Source organism: Tistrella mobilis (assembly GCF_041468085.1).
Lineage (GTDB): Bacteria > Pseudomonadota > Alphaproteobacteria > Tistrellales > Tistrellaceae > Tistrella > Tistrella mobilis_A.
This window is the reverse complement of the sequence record NZ_CP121017.1, coordinates 3716675-3738312: the sequence shown is the minus strand read 5'-3', so window position 1 is coordinate 3738312 and position 21638 is coordinate 3716675. Positions and strand designations below refer to the sequence as shown.

General features: G+C 61.4%; 18 protein-coding genes. 16 read left to right on the top strand and 2 right to left on the bottom strand.

The genetic code is table 11. The features are described from left to right. Positions 1-6 precede the first annotated feature (6 nt). The 11 genes from P7L68_RS22430 to P7L68_RS22380 all read left to right on the top strand — a co-directional run bounded on the left by P7L68_RS22430 (position 7) and on the right by P7L68_RS22380 (position 13689). On the top strand, positions 7-1005 hold the full coding sequence (locus tag P7L68_RS22430; RefSeq protein ID WP_372001812.1) for an NAD-dependent epimerase/dehydratase family protein: 999 nt from the start codon (positions 7-9) through the stop codon (positions 1003-1005). Between the two features lie 5 nt (positions 1006-1010). Beyond that, positions 1011-2036 carry a glycosyltransferase family 2 protein gene (locus P7L68_RS22425; protein WP_372001810.1) on the top strand — a complete coding sequence of 342 codons (1026 nt, stop codon included), beginning with the start codon at positions 1011-1013 and terminating at the stop codon, positions 2034-2036. A gap of 77 nt (positions 2037-2113) precedes the next feature. After that, positions 2114-2791 carry a cytidylyltransferase domain-containing protein gene (locus tag P7L68_RS22420; RefSeq protein WP_372001809.1) on the top strand — a complete coding sequence of 226 codons (678 nt, stop codon included), beginning with the start codon at positions 2114-2116 and terminating at the stop codon, positions 2789-2791. A 115-nt stretch (positions 2792-2906) separates the two neighbouring features. Then, the gene (locus tag P7L68_RS22415; RefSeq protein WP_372001807.1) at positions 2907-5159 is read left to right on the top strand and encodes an N-acetylneuraminate synthase family protein; all 2253 of its coding nucleotides are present in this window, start codon (positions 2907-2909) and stop codon (positions 5157-5159) included. Positions 5160-5254: 95 nt separating this feature from the next. Then, positions 5255-6676 carry a mannose-1-phosphate guanylyltransferase/mannose-6-phosphate isomerase gene (locus P7L68_RS22410; protein WP_372001805.1) on the top strand — a complete coding sequence of 474 codons (1422 nt, stop codon included), beginning with the start codon at positions 5255-5257 and terminating at the stop codon, positions 6674-6676. Positions 6677-6723: 47 nt separating this feature from the next. Continuing rightward, the gene (locus P7L68_RS22405; RefSeq protein WP_372001803.1) at positions 6724-7521 is read left to right on the top strand and encodes a hypothetical protein; all 798 of its coding nucleotides are present in this window, start codon (positions 6724-6726) and stop codon (positions 7519-7521) included. Then, complete coding sequence (locus tag P7L68_RS22400) at positions 7518-8930, top strand: hypothetical protein (RefSeq protein ID WP_372001801.1); 1413 nt, start codon at positions 7518-7520, stop codon at positions 8928-8930. The genes P7L68_RS22405 and P7L68_RS22400 overlap by 4 nt, the downstream gene beginning before the upstream one ends. 18 nt (positions 8931-8948) lie before the next feature. Then, positions 8949-10205, top strand: a complete 1257-nt coding sequence (locus P7L68_RS22395; RefSeq protein WP_372001799.1) for a hypothetical protein — start codon at positions 8949-8951, stop codon at positions 10203-10205. Positions 10206-10365: 160 nt separating this feature from the next. Beyond that, positions 10366-11247 carry a glycosyltransferase family 52 gene (locus tag P7L68_RS22390; protein ID WP_372001797.1) on the top strand — a complete coding sequence of 294 codons (882 nt, stop codon included), beginning with the start codon at positions 10366-10368 and terminating at the stop codon, positions 11245-11247. Between the two features lie 132 nt (positions 11248-11379). Beyond that, a complete protein-coding gene (locus P7L68_RS22385; protein ID WP_372001795.1) occupies positions 11380-12660 on the top strand; it encodes a polysaccharide pyruvyl transferase family protein in 1281 nt (426 codons plus the stop codon). A 111-nt stretch (positions 12661-12771) separates the two neighbouring features. Next, positions 12772-13689, top strand: coding sequence for a phytanoyl-CoA dioxygenase family protein (locus tag P7L68_RS22380; protein WP_372001793.1), 918 nt, complete (start codon positions 12772-12774; stop codon positions 13687-13689). 207 nt (positions 13690-13896) lie between these two features. Here P7L68_RS22380 and P7L68_RS22375 read toward each other — a convergent pair whose 3' ends face one another. Both P7L68_RS22375 and ruvX read right to left on the bottom strand, forming a co-directional pair. Beyond that, positions 13897-15927 (bottom strand): ATP-binding protein, encoded by a 2031-nt coding sequence (locus P7L68_RS22375; protein ID WP_372001791.1) that lies wholly within the window; start codon positions 15925-15927, stop codon positions 13897-13899. Positions 15928-16069: 142 nt separating this feature from the next. Further along, positions 16070-16678, bottom strand: coding sequence for a Holliday junction resolvase RuvX (ruvX, locus tag P7L68_RS22370; RefSeq protein WP_372001790.1), 609 nt, complete (start codon positions 16676-16678; stop codon positions 16070-16072). A gap of 215 nt (positions 16679-16893) precedes the next feature. Between ruvX and gatC the strand changes: the two genes are divergently transcribed. The 5 genes from gatC to P7L68_RS22345 all read left to right on the top strand — a co-directional run bounded on the left by gatC (position 16894) and on the right by P7L68_RS22345 (position 21259). After that, on the top strand, positions 16894-17181 hold the full coding sequence (gatC, locus tag P7L68_RS22365; protein WP_014748549.1) for an Asp-tRNA(Asn)/Glu-tRNA(Gln) amidotransferase subunit GatC: 288 nt from the start codon (positions 16894-16896) through the stop codon (positions 17179-17181). Positions 17182-17186: 5 nt separating this feature from the next. Further along, positions 17187-18680 (top strand): Asp-tRNA(Asn)/Glu-tRNA(Gln) amidotransferase subunit GatA, encoded by a 1494-nt coding sequence (gene gatA / locus P7L68_RS22360; protein WP_372001788.1) that lies wholly within the window; start codon positions 17187-17189, stop codon positions 18678-18680. Then, positions 18677-20128: an Asp-tRNA(Asn)/Glu-tRNA(Gln) amidotransferase subunit GatB gene (gatB, locus tag P7L68_RS22355; protein ID WP_372001787.1), complete on the top strand. Its 1452-nt coding sequence runs from the start codon at positions 18677-18679 to the stop codon at positions 20126-20128. The genes gatA and gatB overlap by 4 nt, the downstream gene beginning before the upstream one ends. A gap of 171 nt (positions 20129-20299) precedes the next feature. Then, positions 20300-20695 carry a hypothetical protein gene (locus P7L68_RS22350; RefSeq protein ID WP_372001785.1) on the top strand — a complete coding sequence of 132 codons (396 nt, stop codon included), beginning with the start codon at positions 20300-20302 and terminating at the stop codon, positions 20693-20695. A gap of 54 nt (positions 20696-20749) precedes the next feature. After that, positions 20750-21259, top strand: coding sequence for a copper chaperone PCu(A)C (locus tag P7L68_RS22345; RefSeq protein ID WP_372001783.1), 510 nt, complete (start codon positions 20750-20752; stop codon positions 21257-21259). The last annotated feature ends 379 nt before the right edge of the window (positions 21260-21638 follow it).

Genomic DNA, 21638 nt, shown 5'->3' with positions numbered 1-21638 from the left:
CTGATTATGCGCATCCTGCTGACGGGCGCGAGTTCCTTCACCGGCATGTGGTATGCCGAGGCGCTGGTTGCGGCCGGCCATGACGTGGTCGCAACCCTCTATCGCCAGCGTGCCGATTATGCCGCCGATCCGTTGCGGGAGCTGCGTGTCCGGCGGCTTGAGGCATTGGCGCCGCGTCTGCGACTTGTCGAGGCGGTCACTTTCGGCTCGGAGCGTTTTCAGGCGCTGTTCGCCGACGACGAGCGTTTCGATGTTCTGTGCCATCATGCTGCCGATGTGCGGGACTATAAGAGCCCCGACTTCGATCCGGTGAAGGCCCTGGCGGACAACGCCTTCGGTCTGGTGGAGACGCTGCGGGTGATGCGTGGCGCCGGCTGTGATCGGCTGGTGCTGACCGGGTCGGTCTTCGAGCAGCGGGAAGGGGCCGGCACGCAACCGGCCGTCGCTTTCAGCCCCTATGGTCTGTCCAAGGGCCTGACCGCCGATCTCTATGCCTTTTACGCCGCACGTGAAGGTGTGACCCTGGGCAAGGTGGTCATTCCCAACCCCTTCGGGGCGTTCGAGGAACCTCGCTTCACCGCCTATCTGATGAAGAGCTGGGCCGAGGGGCGCTGCCCCACGGTCGGAACCCCCGCCTATATCCGCGACAACATCCAGGTCTCGCTGCTGGCGGCGGCCTATGCCGGTTTTGTCGCAGCCATGCCCTCGGATGGGGGCTTCCACGTCTGCCGCCCCAGCGGGTACGTTGAGAGCCAGGGGGATTTCGCCCGGCGGTTCGCCCGTGAAATGGCGGCGCGGCTGGTGCTGGATTGCCCGCTGGAGCTGGCCCATCAGGCGGTCTTCGCCGAGCCGCCGATCCGGATCAACACCGATCGGGTGGATGCGGATCGTCTGGGCTGGAGCGAGGCGGCCGCCTGGGACGGTATTGCCCGCTTCTATGCCGATCGCCTTAACCTGCCTCTGCGCGAGGCTGCCGGAGACCCTTCTGCCGGAGAGGGAGCCTGAAAGCCATGACCCCCGCACCTGCCAGCGTCGTCAGTGAAGCGGCTCCGTGGATCGCCGAGGGACGCGAGCCCACCATCGGCGTCGCGGTGATCACCTACACCGCAAAGAAGATGCTGCCGCACTGCCTGCCGCCGCTGCTCGCCTCGCCGCTGAAGCCGCGGGTGCTGGTGGTCAACTCGTCGTCGAATGACGGCACGGTGGAACTGGCCGAAGAGATGGGGGCCGAAACGCTGGTCGTGCCCCGCCGCTCGTTCAATCACGGCATGACCCGGGAACGGGCGCGTCAGGCGCTGGGTACCGATATCGTGGTGATGATCACGCCCGATGCCTATGCGACCTCTGCCGATATGATCGGGCATCTGGTGACGCCGATCGTCGACGGCACGGCGGCGGTCACCTATGCACGGCAGATCCCGCATACGGGTGCCGGCTTTTTCGAGAGCTTCGCCCGCGAGTTCAACTATCCGCCGCAGAGCCATGTCCGGTCTTACGACGAGCGGTCGAAATGGGGCAGCTTCCTCTATTTCTGCTCCGACAGCTGTGCGGCCTGGTCCAATCCGGCGCTGGAAGCGATCGGCGGGATCGGCCCGACCCTGACGATGGAGGATGCGATCAACACTGCTAAGTTGCTGCGGCGTGGGCATCGCATCGCCTATGTCGCCGAGGCGGTCGTGCATCATTCCCATACCTACACGCTGGAACAGGAATTCCGGCGCATGTTCGATGTGGGCTATGAACGGCGCCGTCAGAAGGAACTGCTGCTGGACAGTGGCGGTGACGAAAAGCGCGGCGGCAGCTATGTGAAGGCGCTGATGGGGCGCCTGCTGCGCGAACGTCCGCACCTCATCCCCTATGCCGTGGTGCAGACGGGTGCGAAATATGTCGGCTATAAGCTCGGCTACAACGCAACCCGGTTGCCGCGACACTGGATCCCGAAGGTGAGCGGCCAGGATTTCTATTGGACGAGCGAAGCCTTCGATCTGCGCGAAGGGCGTGAATGGGGCAGCTCCGGCGGGCGGGTTGCCGGCTGAACCTGCCCCGGGCAGAGTGATGCAGGCGGACAGAGTGACGCAGGGGCGGCGAGGCCGCGCCGATTGCGGAGACGGAAATGGGTTCGACGATTGCGATCATCCCCGCGCGCGGGGGATCGAAAGGCATTCCACGCAAGAACGTGCGTCCGGTGGCGGGCAAGCCACTGATTGCACATTCGATCGAACAGGCGCTGAATTCGGCCCGGGTCGACAGCGTGTGGGTCTCGACCGATGATGACGAGATCGCAGCCGTCTCTGCGCAATACGGCGCGAAGATCGTGCGGCGCCCGGCCGATCTCGCCTCTGACACGGCAAGTTCCGAGGCCGCGCTCAGGCATGCCGTCGACGAGATCGAGGCCCGCGAGGGCAAGGTGGATCTGGTGGTGTTCCTGCAGTGCACCTCTCCCATCCGTGCCGCCGACGACATCGATCGTGCCATCGTCACCCTGGAAGCCGAGGGGGCCGATACACTTCTGTCGGTCGTTGCCTCGCACCGCTTCCTGTGGCGGCGGGGGGCCGATGGGGCACAGGCGATCAATTACGACCCGGCCAGCCGTCCGCGGCGTCAGGACATGACGCCGCAATATGTGGAGAACGGCTCGATCTACCTGTTCCCGCCCGAGATGCTGCGGACCCGGAACAACCGCCTCGGCGGCCGGATCGCGCTGCACGAGATGGCGGAAGAGACGGCCTATGAGATCGACAGCGAAGTCGATATGGTCGTGATCGAGACGCTGCTTACGCATTCGCGGTAAGTCGCGCTACCATCAGGATCTATGGGCTGGGCGAGCCCTTGCGAGTTTGACGATCGGGTCCGGCGGCGCGCCATTTCCAGACCGCCGACCCCCAGCTAGAGCCGATCGGACGCCGATGATCATCGAAACCAGGATCGTTCCCTACCTCACCTTCGTCGAGGAGACGATCGCGACCGCGCTTCGCAAGATCAGCGAGAACAAGCACGGCATCGTCTTCGCCGTGTCGGAGGCCGGCCGGCTCGAAGGTGTGCTGACCGACGGCGACTTCCGGCGCTGGGTTGTGGAGCAGCCGACCATCGATCTGGACCGGCCGGTCTCGGAGGCGATGAACCGCAGCTTCCGCGCCCTGCCGCGCGATGCCGCCCCTGAGCGGATCGCCGCCGAACTTTCCGAGCGGATCACCGCCCTGCCGCTGCTGGACGAGCAGGGCCGGGTGGTGGCGGTTGCCCGGATCGGGGCGGCGGTTGTCCGGATCGGCGATCGCGAGATCGGCCCGGATCACCCGGCCTATGTCATTGCCGAGATCGGCAACAATCATCAGGGCGATCTGGATCTGGCAAAGCGGCTGATCGATCTGGCTGCGGAATCCGGGGCCGAATGCGCCAAGTTCCAGATGCGGCAGCTCGACCGGCTCTATCGCAATGCCGGCGACAACAACGATGCCAGCGAGGATCTTGGCTCGCAGTACACGCTGGACCTGCTGGCACGCTTCTCGCTGTCGAATGACGATCTGTTCCGGGCGTTCGATCATGTGCGCGCCCGCGGCATGACCCCGCTCTGCACGCCCTGGGACCATGAGAGCGTGCGGCTGCTCGACGAATACGGGCTCGAGGGCTTCAAGGTCGCGTCCGCCGACATGACCAATCTGGATCTGCTGTCGGCGATGGCAGCGACCGGCAAGCCGCTGATCGTGTCGACCGGCATGTCGACCGATGCGGAGATCAAGCAGTCGGCCGGTGTGCTGCACCGCCTGGGCGCCCCCTTCGTCCTGCTGCACTGCAATTCGACCTATCCGGCGCCCTTCAAGGACGTCAACCTGCGCTATATGAAGCGCCTGGCCGAGATCGGCGACTGCGTCGTCGGCTATTCGGGGCATGAGCGCGACATCAATGTCTCGGTCGCGGCGGTGGCGCTGGGTGCCAAGGTCATCGAGAAGCACTTCACCATCGACAAGGGTCTGGAAGGCAACGACCACAAGGTCAGCCTGCTGCCCGAGGAATTCCGTCGCATGGTCGACGGCATCCGCCAGGTCGAAGAAGCCATGGGCGAGGGCGGCTCGCGCCAGCTCTCCCAGGGTGAGCTGATGAACCGCGAGACCCTGGCCAAGAGCCTGGTTGCGAAGACCACGCTTGCGATCGGCACCGTCGTCACCGCCGACATGGTCGATGTCAAGAGCCCGGGCAAGGGCATTCAGCCCAACCGCCTGGCCGAGCTGGTCGGGCGCACGATGCGCCGCGAGGTCAAGGCCGGCGATTTCTTCTACCCCTCTGATCTGGCGGACGGCGTCATCGAACCGCGGCCCTATGCCTTCTCGCGGCCCTGGGGGGTGCCGGTGCGCTATCATGACTTCCAGCGCCTGCTCGACAAGACCAACCTGTCGCTGGTGGAATTCCACCTCAGCTACAAGGATCTGGAGATCGAGCTGTCGAAATATCTGAGCGGCCGCTATCCGATCGGCTATGTGGTGCACGCGCCTGAGCTGTTCGCCCACGACCACACGCTGAACCTCGTCTCCGACGATGCCGACTATCGGGCGCATTCGGTGAAAGAGATGCAGCGGGTGATCGACGTGACCCGGCGGCTGCGCGAGTATTTCGATCAGCCGACCGACCCGCTCATCGTGACCAATGTGGGCGGCTTCACCACCGATCGCCATCTGCATCCTGCCGAGTGCACCGCCCTCTACGAGCGGCTGTCCGAGACGCTCCGGCTGCTCAGCCGCGACGGGGTCGAGGTGATCCCGCAGACGATGCCGCCCTTCCCCTGGCATTTCGGCGGACAGAGTTTCCACAACCTGTTCGTCGACGCCGAGACGATCCGGTCGTTCTGCGATGCCGAGAAGATGCGGATCTGCCTCGACATCTCGCATTCCAAGCTGGCCTGCAACCACTACAAGTGGTCGTTCGAAGCCTTCTGCGAGGCGGTGGCTCCGGTCACGGCCCATATGCACCTGGCGGACAGCAAGGGGGTCGACGGCGAAGGCCTTCAGGTCGGCGACGGCGACATCGATTTCCGCGCCTTCGGGCATGTGATCGACCGCACCCAGCCCGGCGCGAGCTTCATCCCCGAAATCTGGCAGGGCCACAAAAACGACGGCGAGGGCTTCTGGATCGCTCTGGAGCGTCTGGAGAAGGCGTTCGCGGCCTGAGACCGCGGACGTCGCGCGTCTCTCCGGAGAACGTGATCCTTCGCACCCCGCAATCCTGACAGCCGCTCAGCCGACAGCGAAACGAGACCGATTTCATGAGCTCCAGCATCATCACGCCCGTGATCCTGTGTGGCGGCGGCGGAACCCGCCTCTGGCCGCTCTCGCGCAAGGCGCTGCCCAAGCAGTTTCTGGCGCTGGCGGGCAGCGACACCATGCTGCAGGCGACCCTGAAGCGGGTCTCGCCCGAAGCGGGGTTCGGGGCGCCCATTCTGGTGTGCAACGAAGACCATCGTTTCCTGGTGGCCGAGCAGGCGCGTGCCGCCGGCATCGAGCCGGCGGCCATTCTGCTGGAACCGGTGGGGCGGAACACCGCGCCGGCCGTTGCAGCGGCGGCGCATGCGGCTCTTGCTCATGATCCCGAAGCGCTGATGCTGGTGCTGCCGTCGGATCATGTGATCGGCGACACGCCTGCCTTCCGCGAGGCGGTGGCTGCTGCGGCCCGTCGTGCAGTGGCCGGCGATCTCGTCACCTTCGGCGTGAAGCCCACCCGGCCCGAAACCGGCTATGGCTATATCGAGGCGGGCGCGGCGCTTGACGAGCGGGCTTTCCGCATCAGCCGCTTCCACGAAAAACCCGCGCGTGAGACGGCGGAGCGCTATCTGGCCGAAGGCCGGTTCTTCTGGAACAGCGGTATGTTCCTGTTCCCGGCCCGGGTGGTGCTGGCTGAACTCGAAGCCTCGGCTCCGGCCGTGGCCGAGGCCGTGGCCGCCGCCTATGCGGGCCGGTCGGCCGATCTCGATTTCGTCCGGCTGCCGAAGGAGATCTTCGCCAGTGCACCGGATCTGTCGATCGATGTCGGCGTGATGGAAAAGACCGCCCATGGTGCCGTGGTGCCGGCCGATCTCGGCTGGTCGGATGTCGGGGCCTGGGATGCGCTGTGGGCGATCGGCGATCGGGATGCCGCCGGTGTGGTGGCGATCGGCGATGTCGTCGCCGAGAACGTCGCCGACAGCTATCTGCGCAGCGAAGGACCGCTGGTCGCCGCCGTCGGTGTCCGCGACCTGATCGTGGTGGCGACCAATGATGCCGTGCTGGTGGCCCCCAAGCATGAGGCCCAGGCGGTGAAGACCATTGTTGAACGCCTGCGTGTCGCGCGCCGGCCGGAGGCCGAAACGGGGGCCCTGACCTATCGACCCTGGGGCAGTTATCAGTGTATTGATCTCGGTGATCGCTTTCAGGTGAAGCGTATCGTAGTCAAACCAGGACGTAAACTATCGCTTCAGATGCATCATCATCGGGCTGAGCACTGGATAGTGGTCAGCGGAACCGCAGAGGTTACCTGTGGCGACAGGACATTTCTACTCCACGAAAACCAGTCAACATATATTTCGCAGGGGGCGGTTCACCGGTTGGGTAATCCCGGAAGAATTCCGCTTCATTTGATTGAGGTCCAATCGGGTGGATATCTTGGTGAAGATGACATTGTGAGAATTGCGGATGAATTCGGTAGAGCATGATATACCAGCGTCCGTAAATCCACTTCACTTTATCTGGAGGCCTCTGCATGTTTCGCCGTCGGCTGCATCTTCTTATATCAATGGCGTTTTCTGTGCTGGTATTTACAGTGATCTATGGAACGCAATCGCCGTATGATATTTATATGGCGTCTACGATCATTTCGGTCGAACAGCCAGGGAGCGAAGCACAGCAGCAATCGGCGTTGCCGCTGTTCGGCGGCGGCCAGGGAAAGCGGATCACGGAGTTCTTTGAGGTCGTCAACGGCATTACCCTGGCTGAACACCTGCTGCAGTTTGATTTTGTAAAGGCCGAGGTCGACAAGTGGCGACGAGGTCAAATGATGGCCCGTTTGATGAAGCCGGAGTTCCAGGATATTCAAGTTGAAGATGTTCGCGGATTTATAAATAAATCCGTTCAGTTGGATACGCTCGATCAGAATGGCATTGTCAAGATCGACATGACAACGTCCGATCGTGCCGTTAGCGAGAATATTATCAAGGAAATCTTGCGCTATTATATCAGCTGGCGCCGCGAAGATGAGATCCGTACTATCAAGGCTCAAATGGATGTGCTGTCCGATGACCTTGCACAGCTTTCTGCATCGCAGGTGTCGAACGCTATTTCTGGTCAGATCACTCGCCTTATGACGCGAGAAGTTATTGTTCGCGCAGACCTCTCGTATGGTATTCGGGTGATCGATCAGGTGTACGCGCCGCGGGGTATAGTTAATACGTCCCCTGTTATCATCGCAATAATTGCAATTATGGCTGGCGCCTTCATCTATTATACGCTGACCTTCCTGAAGATGCTCCGTAGCGAAATTGCGCGTCCGACAGGGGAATGACAGTGACGAGTGCGGCTCAGGTGGAGGCATTCAGGGCGAGCCACAGGTGGATACTCCTGTCGCTCCACCTGTTGCCTGCTGCTGTTCTCTTTCTTAATGCTGTGACCGGTGTCGTTTCCAAGGCACCTCTGACGATTCCCATGATCATAGCGGCGACCCTCTTCATTGTGCCGCTGTGGATGAAGTCGTTTCGATCGCCTCAGGTCCAGAGGGTCATTATTGCTCTCCTGGTCAGTGTGCTGATTTCTTCTTTTATGTCTCACGGGATAAGGTCGGCTGTATTTAACATATATTATGCGAGTTCTTTTCTATTTTTGGGATTTTACGTGATATTCGCGAGGACGCCGCTTTTTGATTACTATAGATACATGCGCGCAGTTATTATCGCAATGAGCGCGGTTTCGGTGCTGGCGATTCTGCATTATTTTCTGGTTTTCTTGGGAAGCGCGGCAATGTATCAGGACATTAGATATTCATTCTTTTTTGACGATAAGTCTCATTTTAGTGTGTATTTGGGTTTCTTCATGTTCTGTCTCAGTAATTATGTTCGTGTTACAGTTGTGAGGGCAGATAATGCCCAGTGGACCTGGAAAAAGCGAGCTGCGTTCTCTCTTTTTGCATTGACTATTATGGGGGTCGCGCTTTTTGTGTCGACGACGACTTTGTCGCGCTTGGGCGTTCTCTTTTTTCCACTGATTTTGTTCATCCTCTACTATCTACTCCGGCTGAATTTTCAAGCCAGGATATCTCCAGGCGGATCGCGTTTGCTTGCGATTAACTTGTTGATTCTTGTCTCGAGCTTCGCTGTGTTCCTCGCCTGGGCGACGGGGGCTTTCGATGAGATCGATAACTCCTTCTTCAATCGCGTCGCCAAGCTGAGTAAGTTGATGGAGGATGACTCTTTTGCCTCTCATGTCATGCTGATTCGATTGGCAATCGAGGCAAAGGTCCATACAGTTTTTAATATGATTTTTGGTGTTGGTTTGGGGAATTTTCAGTATTCTCTCATTGAGAGCGGAGGATTCGTTCATATTGCTAAGTATAAATCGCTGCTTGGGGAGTTCTATGTGGGTTATATGCCGACCCACTCCGTGTGGGCGTCCATATTTGTCGAGACGAGTTTTGTTGTTTCTCTAATAGTTATGGTAGTTATTCTATATTATTTTATGCTTGGTTTTGCGTTGCGGGCATTTGATGCGCCGATATTTATCGGTGGGCTCTTTATTTCGTCGATGTTTTACAGTACGGTAAATGAAGCCTTTTACATTATCATCTGGGCGACAATCATCGTCACCCTAGAGCAGGTACGCTACCACCGTACAGTTGTTGCTCGGAAGGTGGCTCTCGCTTCAGAGCAGCCAGATTCCGGGTCGGATAAGCTAGCGTCTCGGGTGTCAGCGGCGCAGTAGAGCGCGAGGAGAGAACTCATGCGACGTGCGAGAACGCTGCTGATCGTCGGCGGAACAATGTCTCAGAAGCTCGGCAACATACTTTTGCTGCCGCTCGTTGTCGCGACGATGTCTGCTTCTGAATTTACCCGATTCGGACTTTTCACGAGTGTCGTAGCTGTCGCGGTTCCAGCACTCACAGCAAATTTGCATATGGCTATAGGCCGTATGTATTTCGATCAGCCGGACGATCGGAGTAAAGGAACTGCTTTTCTTACCAATCTTGTAGCTGGTGTCGCTGGGCTGCTGTCGGGTGGTTTGCTGCTGATACTCGGAGCGATGTTGTCAGGCATTGAGGATCCTCTCACCGCAGGCAGCTTGAGGCTTCAGCTTGAGATTTTGGTATGCGGCCTGCTTTTGGTCCTTAGCCAGAGCGGCAGCATCTTCGCCCGTGTGCGAGATCGGGCCAACCTTTTTGCCTTGTCGTCAATGTGCGCCGGCTTCGGGCTCCTGGCAGGCTATCTCCTGTTCCAGCCGTTTATATCTGATAAGGTGGAGGTTCTGATTTATGGTTACATATTCGCGCAGGTCATCGCCTGGCTGGCAACGTGGCCGGTGTATCGCTATGCTCTGGCACATGGAAGTTTAAATTTCTCGCATATCAGGCCGGCCTTTGCGTATGCGAGCGGTACAACGATCTACGTAGTGTCGGTATGGGTTGTCGCGCAGGCCGGCCGATGGGTGGGAGGAGTTGCCCTTCCAGATTCCCTGGCTGCGGGATACACACTCGTGTCGTATGGCATGGTTGTTCTCGGGGTTCTGGTGAACGCCTATTCGGAGAGCCAGCGCATTCCGTTTATGGAGGCGTTTTCGGCGGGGCGACTGACTGCTGGGCTAAAAATTATCAGGCGCGTTTCCTTTCGGAACATGATTCTTGTTGTCATAGCCTTTGTTATTGCCCTTGGGGCTCTGATGATGAAGGAATATATCCTGCCGGGCGATTATCATCTTGAAATAATCTGGATGATTCCGGCATTTATCTATTGCGTGTCTGCTGTAATGTTTAATCGTAGCTTTTGGATATTCGGCGGCTTGAAGGAAACCTGGTGGTTGGCAGCCATTACGATGAGTGCAGCCGCGAGCTATATTGTTCTGGTATCCTTCTGGATCTCCTGGGGAGTGCCTGGATTGCTATGGTCTTCGGCGGTCACGATGCTTGTACAATCAATTGTGTTGACTGTCGTGGCGGAGCTTCGCGTGCGTCGGCGGCGCTCCTTGCTGGAGCAGGGGGAGTGAGGACGTGAGTAATCTGTTGACAATCCCCGATAAAGTTTCGGCGTACGTCTTCGTTTGCACAGGTTTCGAGTCTTTGAGAGCGGCGGGCGTTCTTCTGAGGATGTTGGAACCCAGGAAGCAGGCATTTCTACTCTGGTTTGGAGGGGGGGAACCTCGCTGGTTGCCAGAGCGGAGCGGGGTGCATGTCGAGTGCTTCCCTGGACCAGGCACCAGGCCTTACGGCTCTATTGTTCGGGAATTTGCGGCATTCCTGAAACGCCATCCCATTGTTCGCCGCAATTGTGCGATCTTCATTCCTCATGTCATGCATTTTGCTGCCAACTATTTTGTGTCCAGCCGGCGACATGCTTGGTTGGGCTTGCTGCCTGACGGGATGATCAACTATGCCGATCGGCGCCCGGGCCCATCTGAGCGACTGAAGAACCTGGCCAAAATTTTCGTCGGGGCAAGATATGGTGTATCGTACTGGCCGATCTCTGGCCTTAGGCACATCACCGGGTACGACCGGGACCTCTACGATGCCACCTTTACCTTTAACCGGCAGGGCCTCGTTTCGCGCGGTGGTGAGGTGATCGTACTGGACATTGCAAACAGTAGGCAGAGCCCGGCGGGAGATCCGGAGCGGATCGTTTTCCTTGATCAGGAAGTGTCAGAACTCCTCGATCCCGAAGAAGAGCGCGTCCTCAGGGCGCGGGTCGCAAGCTATTTCCGACATAAAGCTCCGCGCACTTTGTTCTATAAGCCTCATCCGAAAGGTGTCTCACGTGCGGAGGACATGGCAAAGGCTTTGTCGCGTGATGTCGAGGTGCTGCCGGGTGCGATGCCAATCGAGGAAGTGACAGCGGAGCTGAACGTGGGGGAATTCGTTTCCTTCTACAGCACGGCACTGGTATCGCTCAGACGGGAGACCGGCGCGAAAGTCAGCTCTATTCTGCCCGTATCTCGCAAGGGGCGGGCTGCTGCATTTTTTGCGGATATCGAAGCATCTTTCCGATCGCAGGGGATACAGATTGTTTCTCCAGATTCCCAAGATCACGAATAGATTATGTTGCGCTGCGACATAAAGTCTTGAGAACCGGCTTGTGGTTTGATGGAGGCTTCGTATGATGGTGCTGCGCTGCACCGCCATGACAGGCCAGCCAAAAACAGGCGTCATTCTTCCAAGAGAGATGGCATGAAGATTTGCTTTGTGAATGACAGCACCAGTCAGAACAACTGGGGATGCAGGGCCACGACCTATGCGATGTACGATTTGATTCAGAAAACAGATGCAGAAGTGGTTAGCATCGTCAAACTGGGCGCTTTGAATGGTGTGGGGTCGGACCCCTATAACATCAAGACCCGGGCTATTTCCCTTCTCAAAGAATATTCTTATGAACGCCCAAAACTTCGCGCTGGCCTCCGCGTTGCACAGAACGCGTTGAGGCGTCGTCGACAGGGGCGTATCGCAGACCCTCAAACCATGGAGGATTTCGAAGTGACGGCCCGGGAAGTGAAGGCGGGGCGCCTTTTCCCGGTCACCCGGCAGGCGATTGAAGCAGCCGACCTGGTGATGGTAAATGGTGAGGGGAGTATCTACAATTTTGAAAAGAAAGGGCGGATGTCGCTCTTCTGGATGTATTATGCGAAGCGCCACGCGGGCAAAAAATGTGTCATTGTCAATCATACTGTCCAGTTGAATGATGAGCGGATGCGCGCGCTCGTTCAGGCGGTCTATCCGATGCTTGATGATGTTGTTTTCCGTGAGCCGGCCTCTTTTGATGAGGCTGCACGCATTTTGCCGTACACTGAAGATGCTTTGTCCGCAGATGCAGCTTTCCGGTGGAAGCCGCTGACGGGGCAGGCATTTCTGGATGCGTACGGCCGAAAAGGCGCATGTACGGTCTTCCCGTTTGACTCATCAACATTTGATCCATCCCGGCCGTATATCTGCATCACGGGTAGTTCTGCATTGCTGCGGGCAGAAGACCAATCGGCGGTCGATCGATCCCCGTTCGTGACCCTCTGCGGCGAATTGGGTAAACTCTGCGATCAGGTCTTGGTTGTCGCACCTGACGCGACGGACGAAGTCCTGCTGGCGCCAGTCGCCCGGAAACTTTCATTGCCGTTTTTGCCGGCGAACACGCCGATGGGGATGGGGTTGGACATTCTTGCCAATGCTCGTGCCTTTATTTCGGGGCGTTGGCATCCGTCGATCCTTGCTTCTACTGGTGGGACACCATCAGTTTTGTTCTCGGGCAATACCCATAAGATTGCTGGGCTAGGACGATTGCTTGGGCTGCCAGATGCATCGATCGATGCGAAGCAGCTGGGGGCGGCTACCCCCGCCATCCTCCAAATGACTCAACGCTTTCTGGACGAAGGGGACGACCGGAGACGTGACATCTTGGCGCGCGTTGCCGGGCATGCCAAACTTGCGGAAAAGAACATTCGGTGCCTGCAGCCGTCTGTGTGACGAGGTCTTGGTCCGTTCTGCGTGGCAATCCGGTGACTGGCGTGGTTTGTCGAATGTCATCGCGGTTTGGCCATGCATATGTTGTGTGCTCAACTGATCATGGGAACAGCCATGTCCTCCTTTGTGGTTGGTGATACATATCGCTACCAGGATGTTGCTAACGGAGTCGTATCCGGCGATGCGTTGCGGCAGTCGATCGAAGCCAATGGTTTTGTTGTGCTGAAAGAGGTTTTCTCGCCGGCAGAGATAGCGCGCATGCGCGAACAGGCCCGTGGCTATCTGGAGGCGCGGGGGCTCCGGCTTGGTCTCGGGCGTACTCGTTCGAATGTGGCAGCTGATGAGAAGGCCCTGGCATGGGTATTCGGGCACGATCGGATCATCCAGGCAATCAATTGGTCGCTTGATCAGTCAAAGGTTGTCTTCACCGGCCATAGCGATGCCCATATGAATATGGTTGCCGGTTGGCACAAAGATAGCGAGACGAGGTACGGTAGCTACTTCTCCAAACCCTGCATTGGCGCGGAGAGTTGCCGCGTTTATAAGATCGGGATATATCTGCAGGACCATTCCAACAATAATACGGGGCTAAAAGTTCGACGTGGTTCGCATAAAGTTGCTAATCTCTCCGAGGGGGAGTTGGTGACTTTGTATTCCGGGCTCGGCGATATCGTGATTTTTGATGTGAGAATCAGCCATTGTGGTGATTTGCCGGATGGCGTTGAAAAAGTCATGCAGAAGGTGTCTCGGGTGTTGAAAGGGCGTCACGCTCAGCGTCAGGATCCTGATCTCTTCGTGAAAATTCGAGAGGCTTATGTTAAAATGCGGAGAGATGAGCAAAAAATGTCCATCTTCTTCACTTTCGGCATGGATAATATTTTCACGTCTGATTTCTCCAGAACAAACATGCAGCGCCAAATGGAACAGGTGCGGTTGGCCGGAGATCGGGCAAAAATAGACTTTCCTGTAGAGCTACGGGAGCGGCTGTCAGCTGCTGGGATCGGGCTGCCTGACTTCACTGGTCTTGCCTGACGCCTCAGGTTCAGGGTATCGGCAGTCGTCCGGTACCCTCCATTCTTCGTATGCTGCGACAATGTCATTGCTTCTGATCGCGCCGAAACCTGTCTCGAAGTTGGGCTTTTGGCAGGTATAGAAGTGGATCCCTCCGATCTTCACTCTTGACGCTGCCTTGCCGGCTTAGGGGCGAGGTATTGTCAGTACAACTCTGGTTGCTATTTGTCAGTTCTCCGGAGATTCTCGGGGCGGAGCATCGACTTCTGACTTCTTCGCGCCCCTACATCCTTCCGATGCCCTAAGGTCCTTTGGAGACGGCGTTGTCAGGACGCAGTCAGTGGGGAGGGTGACCACAACCGAGGTTCCAGACTTCAGAGCGCTACGGATCTCGAGCCTGCCGCGATGAAGCTTTACGAACGATGCGACGATGGACAGACCCAGTCCTGCTCCCTCTTGCCGACGGACCAGTGGGTCGATATCGAGCCGCTTGAACGGCTCCAGGGCCCGGGGAATTTCAGCTGGATCCATGCCACGGCCATTGTCGGTGACCGTGAAGGTCAGCGACCGGTCGGGCATCAGCCGCACCACCAGAGAGATGCGGCCGCCATCGGGCGTGAACTTGACCGCATTGCCCAGCAGGTTGATCAGCACCTGGCGCATCTTGCGGCTGTCGCAGGATACCGATACCGGCCGCGACGGCGTCATCAGGTGAAGCACATGGCCGGCCTTGCGGGCCCGGGCCGAGACGATCGAGATGGCCGGGCGCACGATGTCGTCCACCGATACGATCTCTTCATCGAGCGTCGCTTCGCCGGCCTCGATCCGGGCCAGATCCAACAGGTCGTTGATCAGCTCCAGCAGGTGGCCGCCGGCGCTTGCGATGTCGCCGGCATATTCCATCTGCTTGGGGCCAAGCGGGCCGAACACTTCGGCTTTCAGCGTTTCGGCCATGCCGATCACCGCATTCAGCGGCGTGCGCAGCTCGTGGCTCATATGCGCAAGGAAGGCGGTCTTGGCCAGGTTGGCGGCTTCGGCCTCGTCGCGTGCTGCGGCCAGATCCCGGCGTGCCCGGTCCAGTTCTTCGACGCGGAGCGCCAGCGCGGTGCGGTGGCGGCTCAACCGGCGGAGCATCCGGCGATGCGATTCGAAGGCGCCCAGGATCATCATCAGCAGCAGGGCTGCGATCGCCTCGGGCCACATGGACATCAGCACGGTGGTCTTCAGGCCCGACATCCGGTCGATATGAATCAGCGACCAGGGCGTGCCGGCGATGCGGGAATGGAAGAGTGCGGCATCGCCCATCGGCCGAAGAACGCCGCGCGCCTGCGTCGATATGCGCTCGCCCAGGGCACCCGTGCCGCCGGCCGCCTGCCAGATCCGGTCAGGCAGGCCGGTATCGCCGACGGCGGGCAATGGTCCGGCGCCGGTCGACAGGGCAATCACATTGCCGGCCTCGTCGATCAGCATCCGCAGGCCGTCCGGCAGGCCCATTTCGTCGAGCATGCGTGCGAGCGCCTGTTCGGTGAGATCGATGCCGATCACCCCGCGGAAACCCGCAGGCGGGAGGGCGCCGGCCTCGATCACCGGTTTGACGATCGACACGATCCGCCCCTTGCCGGCCATGTCCTCGTAAGGGGCGGTCCAGAAGGTGCGCCCGGTCGGGTTGGTGTCGGGGCGGGCGCGGCTCATCAGCTCGGCGGACATCATCGCATCGCTGTACCGTGCCGCTTCTCCCGCATCGAAGGGATAGAGCAGCAGGAAGCCCCGCGCCGACATGTAATAGATCCAGGCGCTTTCCGGCAGCTGGCGCAGGGCGCCGAGCACGAAAGGCTCGATCGTCGCCACGGCCGACATTTCGTCGAGCAGGGCGGGCATGGTCGACGGATCGTCGGGCAGGCGGCCGGTCAGCCGCCCGGTCATGCCGGTGCCAGGCGGTACCTCGAAACGGTCGTTTTCGCGCAGGAAGGGCAGGCGGAGTGCCGGCGGGCGGTCCATGGCCAGCGACGCGGCCGTGCCCAGGGCATCGATTTCAGCGGCAGCGACCCGTGCCATGGTCGCGATCACGTCGCCCCCGGTCCGCAGACGGGTCTCGCGCAGGTCGATCTGATGCTCCAGGCGGTCTTGATACTGCAGCATCAGCCCGGTGCCGGCGGCACCCAGCATTGCGCCATAGAAAAGCAGGGCGAGCCAGCCGGCCATCGGCCGGCGCAGCCGCCGGATGGGTGGGATGGCCGGCCCGTCCGCCGGCGGATCCATATCGCTGGACGTCTCGCTCGCCATGCGGAGACGCTACACGAGGTCTGTGACCACGTCATGAGAAATGGCGGGAACCGGCCGGGATCTGTGCCGGCACGCAACTTCCCGGGCCGGGTGTCGTAATGCTGCCGCAGTCAGGCGCTCACCGCTCGTCTGCCGGTTCGCCGGCATCCTCTTCTTCCTCGCGCGCCCAGATCGGCGGCGGGCGGTTCATGGCGTCGAGCGCGCCGTCCAGGATGTAGCCGGCGGCCGCCTTGTCGACCAGTTCGGCGCGGCGCTTGCGCGACATGTCGGCATCGATCATGTAGCGCTGCACGGCGGCGGTCGACCAGCGCTCGTCCCAGAACATCATCGGCAGGTCGATGCCGTCCGCGGTGAGGAACTGGGCCAGATTCTCGCGGAACTGGCGGATCGACTGGCAGCGCGGGCCCTCGGTGCCGTCCATGTTGACCGGCAGGCCCAGCACCACCGCGACCACGCCGCGCTCGCGCACGATCTCGGCCATGCGGGCGGCATCGACGCGGAACTTGGTGCGGCGGATCAGCTCGATCGGCGTCGCCACCCGGCGCAGCTCGTCCGAGACCGCGATGCCGACCGTTTTGGTGCCGACATCCAGCCCCATGATCCGGCCCTTCGCGGGCAGCATCCGGGCCAGCTGCCAGGGGGTGAGGTCGACCTTCGGGGGGGCCTTGGACGGCGCCCCCGAATCTGCCCCGGAATCGGCCTCTGAGGCGGGGTTGCGGTTCGTCATGGCGGGTGTTACCTTGCGGCCTCGCTGCCGCTGAACGGGTGTGTCGAGAGCCGCCATCTGGCCGCTTTTCCGCCAGGAATGTCAAGCACGGGGACCTGTGCCTGCGCGAAGGTGCATCGGGTGCCCGTCGACCGGCCCGGGAAGCGGCCGTCGTCAGATTGACCGCCGGTTCTCGCGAAACCGGCCGCCGGAACCATTGGAGTGGGGCAGCGACGATGACGCTCGATCGAGCCGCCGTCAGGAAGATCGCCACCCTCGCCCGTCTGGATGTGCCCGAAGACGAGCTCGACGGCTATGCCCGCGAGCTGGGCGGCATTCTCGACTGGGTGGAGCAGCTGCGCGAAGTCGACACGCAAGGGGTGGCGCCGATGACCGGTGCCGCCGACAAGGGGCTGCCGCAGCGTCCCGACGTCGTGACCGACGGGAATTGCCGCGACAAGGTGATGGCCAATAATCCGGCCGGCGACCCCGTCTTCTTCGTCGTCCCCAAGGTCGTGGAGTGATCGACATGACCACCAGACCGACGGATTTCACCATTGCCGGCGCGGCCGAGGCGCTGGCGAAGGGCGACATCTCTTCGCGCGAACTGACCCAGGCGCATCTGGATGCGATGGCGGCGACCCGTTCGCTCAACGCCTTCGTCGTCGAGACGCCCGAGATCGCGCTCGCCCGGGCCGACGAGGCCGATGCCCGCCGGGCACGCGGCGAGGCCCGGGGCCCGATGGACGGCGTGCCGGTCGCGATCAAGGATCTGTTCTGCACCGAGGGTGTCGCCACCACCGCGTCCTCGAAGATCCTCGACGGCTTCGTGCCGCCCTATGAATCGACCGTCAGCGCGAACCTCAAGGCCGCGGGCGCGGTGATGCTGGGCAAGACCAGCATGGACGAGTTCGCGATGGGCTCGGCCAACATCACCGCCGCGACCGGCCCGGTGCGCAACCCCTGGGGGCCGGACGGCGATGCTTTCCTGGTGCCGGGCGGCTCGTCGGGCGGTTCGGCCGCGGCCGTCGCCGCCCGCAGCGCGATCGCGGCCACCGGCTCCGACACCGGCGGCTCCATCCGCCAGCCGGCCGCCTATTGCGGCCTGGTGGGCCTGAAGCCCACCTATGGCCGCTGCTCGCGCTGGGGCATGATCGCCTTTGCAAGCTCGCTCGATCAGGCGGGGCCGATCACCCGCACGGTCGAGGATGCGGCGATCATGCTGGGCGCCATGGCCGGCCATGATCCAAAGGATTCGACCTCGGCCGATATCGCCGTGCCGGATTTCCGCGCCGCGGTGAACCGGGGCGTGAAGGGGCTGAAGATCGGCATCCCGAAAGAATACCGGGTCGACGGCATGCCGGCCGAGATCGAGAAGCTCTGGGCCGACGGCGTCGCCATGCTGAAGGCGGCCGGTGCCCGGATCGTCGACATCAGCCTGCCGCACACGAAATACGCGCTCGCCACCTATTACATCGTGGCGCCGGCCGAGGCCTCGTCGAACCTCGCCCGCTATGACGGCGTGCGCTATGGCCACCGCACCAAGGCCAATGTGTCGAGCCTGGCCGAGATGTATGAAAAGACCCGCGCCGAGGGCTTCGGCCGCGAGGTCAAGCGCCGGATCATGATCGGCACCTATGTGCTCTCGGCCGGCTATTACGATGCCTATTACCTGAAGGCCCAGCAGGTCCGCACGCGCATCGCGGCGGATTTTGCCGCGGCGTTCGAGCAGGTGGATGCGATCCTGGCGCCGACTGCGCCCTCTGCCGCTTTCCGCTTCGGCGAGAAGATGGACGATCCGGTGCAGATGTACCTGACCGACGTGTTCACCGTGCCGGCGAGCCTTGCCGGTCTGCCGGCGATCTCGGTCCCCGGCGGCATCGGCGAGAGCGGGCTGCCGCTTGGTCTGCAGGTGATCGGCCGGTCCTTCGACGAAGAGACGGTGCTGGCCGTCGGCCGCGCGATCGAGGAAGCCTCGGGCTTCGACGGCGTGCCGGCCATGGTGCGGGAGATGCGGGGATGAGCCTGATCCGCGGCAACACGGGCGACTGGGAGATCGTGATCGGTCTTGAGGTCCATGCCCAGGTGTCGAGCAATGCCAAGCTGTTCTCGGGCGCTGCCACGGCCTATGGCGCCGAGCCGAACACCCAGGTTTCGCTGATCGATGCGGCCATGCCGGGCATGCTGCCGGTGATCAACGAATGGTGCGTGGCCCAGGCCGTGCGCACCGGCATTGCACTGAACGCGCAGATCAACCGGCACTCCGTTTTCGACCGGAAGAACTATTTCTATCCGGACCTGCCGCAGGGCTATCAGATCTCGCAGTTCAAGCAGCCGATCGTTGGCGAGGGTGCGATGGTCATCGATCTCGACGATGGCGAGACCATGACCGTCGGCATCGAACGCCTGCATCTGGAACAGGATGCCGGCAAGTCGATGCACGATCAGCGCCCCGGCGAAACCCTGATCGACCTCAACCGGTCGGGGGTCGCGCTGATGGAGATCGTGTCCAAGCCCGACATGCGCTCGCCCGAGCAGGCCGGCGCCTATATGCGCAAGCTGCGCACGATCCTGCGCTATATCGGCTCCTGCGACGGCAACATGGAAGAGGGGTCGCTGCGCTGCGACGCCAATGTCTCGGTGCGCCGCCCGGGCGGGCCGCTCGGCACGCGCTGCGAGATCAAGAACCTGAACTCGATCCGCCACATCATGCGGGCGATCGAGTTCGAGGCGCATCGCCAGATCGCGATCATCGAGGATGGCGGCGCCATCTCGCAGGAGACGCGGCTCTACGACGTCAACAAGGGCGAGACCCGGACCATGCGCTCCAAGGAAGAGGCGCATGACTACCGCTATTTCCCGGATCCGGATCTGCTGCCGCTGAAATTCGACGAGGCCTTCGTCGAGGCCCAGCGTGCCGCCCTGCCGGAACTGCCCGACGCCAAGAAGGCCCGCTTCCAGGATCAGTACGGGCTGTCGGCCTATGATGCCGGCGTGCTGGTGGGCGAGCAGGTCTCGGCCGACTTCTTCGAGACGGCGGCGAAGGGCCGGGATGCCAAGCTGGTCGCCAACTGGATGAGCACCGAGCTGTTCGGCGCGCTCAACCGGCTGTCGAAGGGCATCGAGGAAAGCCCGGTTTCTGCCGAGGCGCTGGGCGGCCTGGTCGATCTGATCCAGGACGGCACCATTTCGGGCCGTATCGCCAAGGAAGTCTTCGCCGAAATGCTTGAGACGGGCGAGACCGCCGGCCAGGTGGTCGAGCGCAAGGGTCTGAAGCAGGTCTCGGACGAGGGCGCGATCGCCGCCGCCATCGATCAGGTGATCGCCGCCAACCCCGACAAGCTGGCCGAGTACAAGGGCGGCAAGACCAAGCTGGCCGGCTTCTTCGTCGGCCAGGTGATGAAGGCGACCGGCGGCAAGGCCAATCCGCAGGTGGTCAACAGGCTGCTGGACGAGAAGCTGAACGCCTGAACACAGGACGTCTGGCACGCCGACGCATGATCGGGGCCCGGTCTCCCAAGGGAGGCCGGGCCTTTCTTCTGCGCGACCGATGCGCGCGGGGCGGCACTGCCGCTTGCCAACGCCGTCGTGACGGGCGATGGTCCTGATCCTGGCCATCCCAACCGCAGGGCACCGCCCCCGATGCTCCGCCATTCGCCCCGTACAGCCCCCCGTGGATCGCGCCGCAGAGCGGCGGCGGTGACGGTGCTGCTCTGTGCGGCGCTGGCCCAGGTGCTGGGGCTGATCGTGCATCTGCCCATGGCGATCGCCATGGAGCTGGCGCCGGGGCAGGTGCTGGAGATCTGCTCGCCCACCGCCCCCGACACCCGGCCGGATGATCGCGGGCCCCTGCCCGGCATGGTCTGTCACGATTGCCTGGCGGCGCAGATGGCGATGCCGCCGGCCGATGCCCCACCGGTGCCGCTGCGCATCGGCAGCTTCATCCTGCCCTCCATGCTGCCGCCGGCGGGCCTGCCCGCCGTGCCGGCCGCCGTCTCGCCGGTGCCGGCCCGGGCACCGCCCCTGTCCGAAAGCTGATCCCGACAGGCTTCCCCCACAGGATTCTACGCTTTCGAACAAGGACCAATCTCCATGTCGATCATCTCGCGCACGCTCCGCGCCGGCCTTGCCACCGCCGCCCTGATCATTGCCGTCGGCACCGCCTCCGCCCATGAATACAAGCTGGGCGAGCTGCATATCGGCCATCCCTGGGCCCGTGCCTCGGTCAATGTCGGCGGCACCGCCGGCGCCTTCCTGACCGTCGAGAACCATGGCAGCGCCCCCGACCGCCTGGTCGCGGTCTCGACCCCCGTCGCCGAGGTGGCCGAGATCCACGAGAGCTTCGAGGACAAGGGCGTGATGCGCATGCGCCGGGTCGAGGGCGTCGAGATCCCGGCCGGCGGCGAGGCAAAGCTCGCCCCCGGCGGCTATCACATCATGCTGATCAAGCTGAAGCAGGCGATCATGCCGGGCGAGAAGGTCCCCGCCACCCTGACCTTCGAAAAGGCCGGCACCATCGATGTCGAACTGGCGATCGAAAAGCCGGGCGCCGGTGCCGATATGGGCCATGACATGAAGAAGATGGATCATTCGGCGCATTGAGCGTCAGCCTTGAAGCTACGACACTCCGTTCTTAGATCTTCGTCGTACGGCTCGTGCGCCGGGAATGGTGGACATCCCATCACATTAGCCTACCGTACGAGGATGATGGAGATCCACCAGTCAAAGGCGCTGTGTCCCAGGTACTTCGGACGAAATTACATTTCGGATGAAATGCGAGGGGCACATGATGAGCAGAAGGAAATGGGTGGAGATCCTGCGCGATCTCCTTAGGCTTGCTGAGCTCGTTTTACGTGTCGTAAGACGCTTGGAAGAGTTGATGAGGCCCTGACGAGCAAATGCCCTGCGGATACCCTCCGTAGGGCGTTTGTTTGTTGTGGTGAGGGGAGCGGTACCTGTAATACGTAGGCCGTCCATCCTC

What these genes read in the sequence shown, in the direction of transcription:
- P7L68_RS22415 (WP_372001807.1), top strand. Translation starts at nt 2,907, where the DNA reads ATGATCATCGAAACCAGGATCGTTCCCTACCTCACCTTCGTCGAGGAG.
- P7L68_RS22425 (WP_372001810.1), top strand. Translation starts at nt 1,011, where the DNA reads ATGACCCCCGCACCTGCCAGCGTCGTCAGTGAAGCGGCTCCGTGGATC.
- P7L68_RS22400 (WP_372001801.1), top strand. Translation starts at nt 7,518, where the DNA reads ATGACAGTGACGAGTGCGGCTCAGGTGGAGGCATTCAGGGCGAGCCAC.
- gatA (WP_372001788.1), top strand. Translation starts at nt 17,187, where the DNA reads ATGACCACCAGACCGACGGATTTCACCATTGCCGGCGCGGCCGAGGCG.
- P7L68_RS22395 (WP_372001799.1), top strand. Translation starts at nt 8,949, where the DNA reads ATGCGACGTGCGAGAACGCTGCTGATCGTCGGCGGAACAATGTCTCAG.
- P7L68_RS22405 (WP_372001803.1), top strand. Translation starts at nt 6,724, where the DNA reads ATGTTTCGCCGTCGGCTGCATCTTCTTATATCAATGGCGTTTTCTGTG.
- P7L68_RS22430 (WP_372001812.1), top strand. Translation starts at nt 7, where the DNA reads ATGCGCATCCTGCTGACGGGCGCGAGTTCCTTCACCGGCATGTGGTAT.
- P7L68_RS22375 (WP_372001791.1), bottom strand. Translation starts at nt 15,927, where the DNA reads ATGGATCCGCCGGCGGACGGGCCGGCCATCCCACCCATCCGGCGGCTG.
- P7L68_RS22385 (WP_372001795.1), top strand. Translation starts at nt 11,380, where the DNA reads ATGAAGATTTGCTTTGTGAATGACAGCACCAGTCAGAACAACTGGGGA.
- gatB (WP_372001787.1), top strand. Translation starts at nt 18,677, where the DNA reads ATGAGCCTGATCCGCGGCAACACGGGCGACTGGGAGATCGTGATCGGT.
- P7L68_RS22410 (WP_372001805.1), top strand. Translation starts at nt 5,255, where the DNA reads ATGAGCTCCAGCATCATCACGCCCGTGATCCTGTGTGGCGGCGGCGGA.
- P7L68_RS22345 (WP_372001783.1), top strand. Translation starts at nt 20,750, where the DNA reads ATGTCGATCATCTCGCGCACGCTCCGCGCCGGCCTTGCCACCGCCGCC.
- P7L68_RS22380 (WP_372001793.1), top strand. Translation starts at nt 12,772, where the DNA reads ATGTCCTCCTTTGTGGTTGGTGATACATATCGCTACCAGGATGTTGCT.
- gatC (WP_014748549.1), top strand. Translation starts at nt 16,894, where the DNA reads ATGACGCTCGATCGAGCCGCCGTCAGGAAGATCGCCACCCTCGCCCGT.
- P7L68_RS22420 (WP_372001809.1), top strand. Translation starts at nt 2,114, where the DNA reads ATGGGTTCGACGATTGCGATCATCCCCGCGCGCGGGGGATCGAAAGGC.
- ruvX (WP_372001790.1), bottom strand. Translation starts at nt 16,678, where the DNA reads ATGACGAACCGCAACCCCGCCTCAGAGGCCGATTCCGGGGCAGATTCG.
- P7L68_RS22350 (WP_372001785.1), top strand. Translation starts at nt 20,300, where the DNA reads ATGCTCCGCCATTCGCCCCGTACAGCCCCCCGTGGATCGCGCCGCAGA.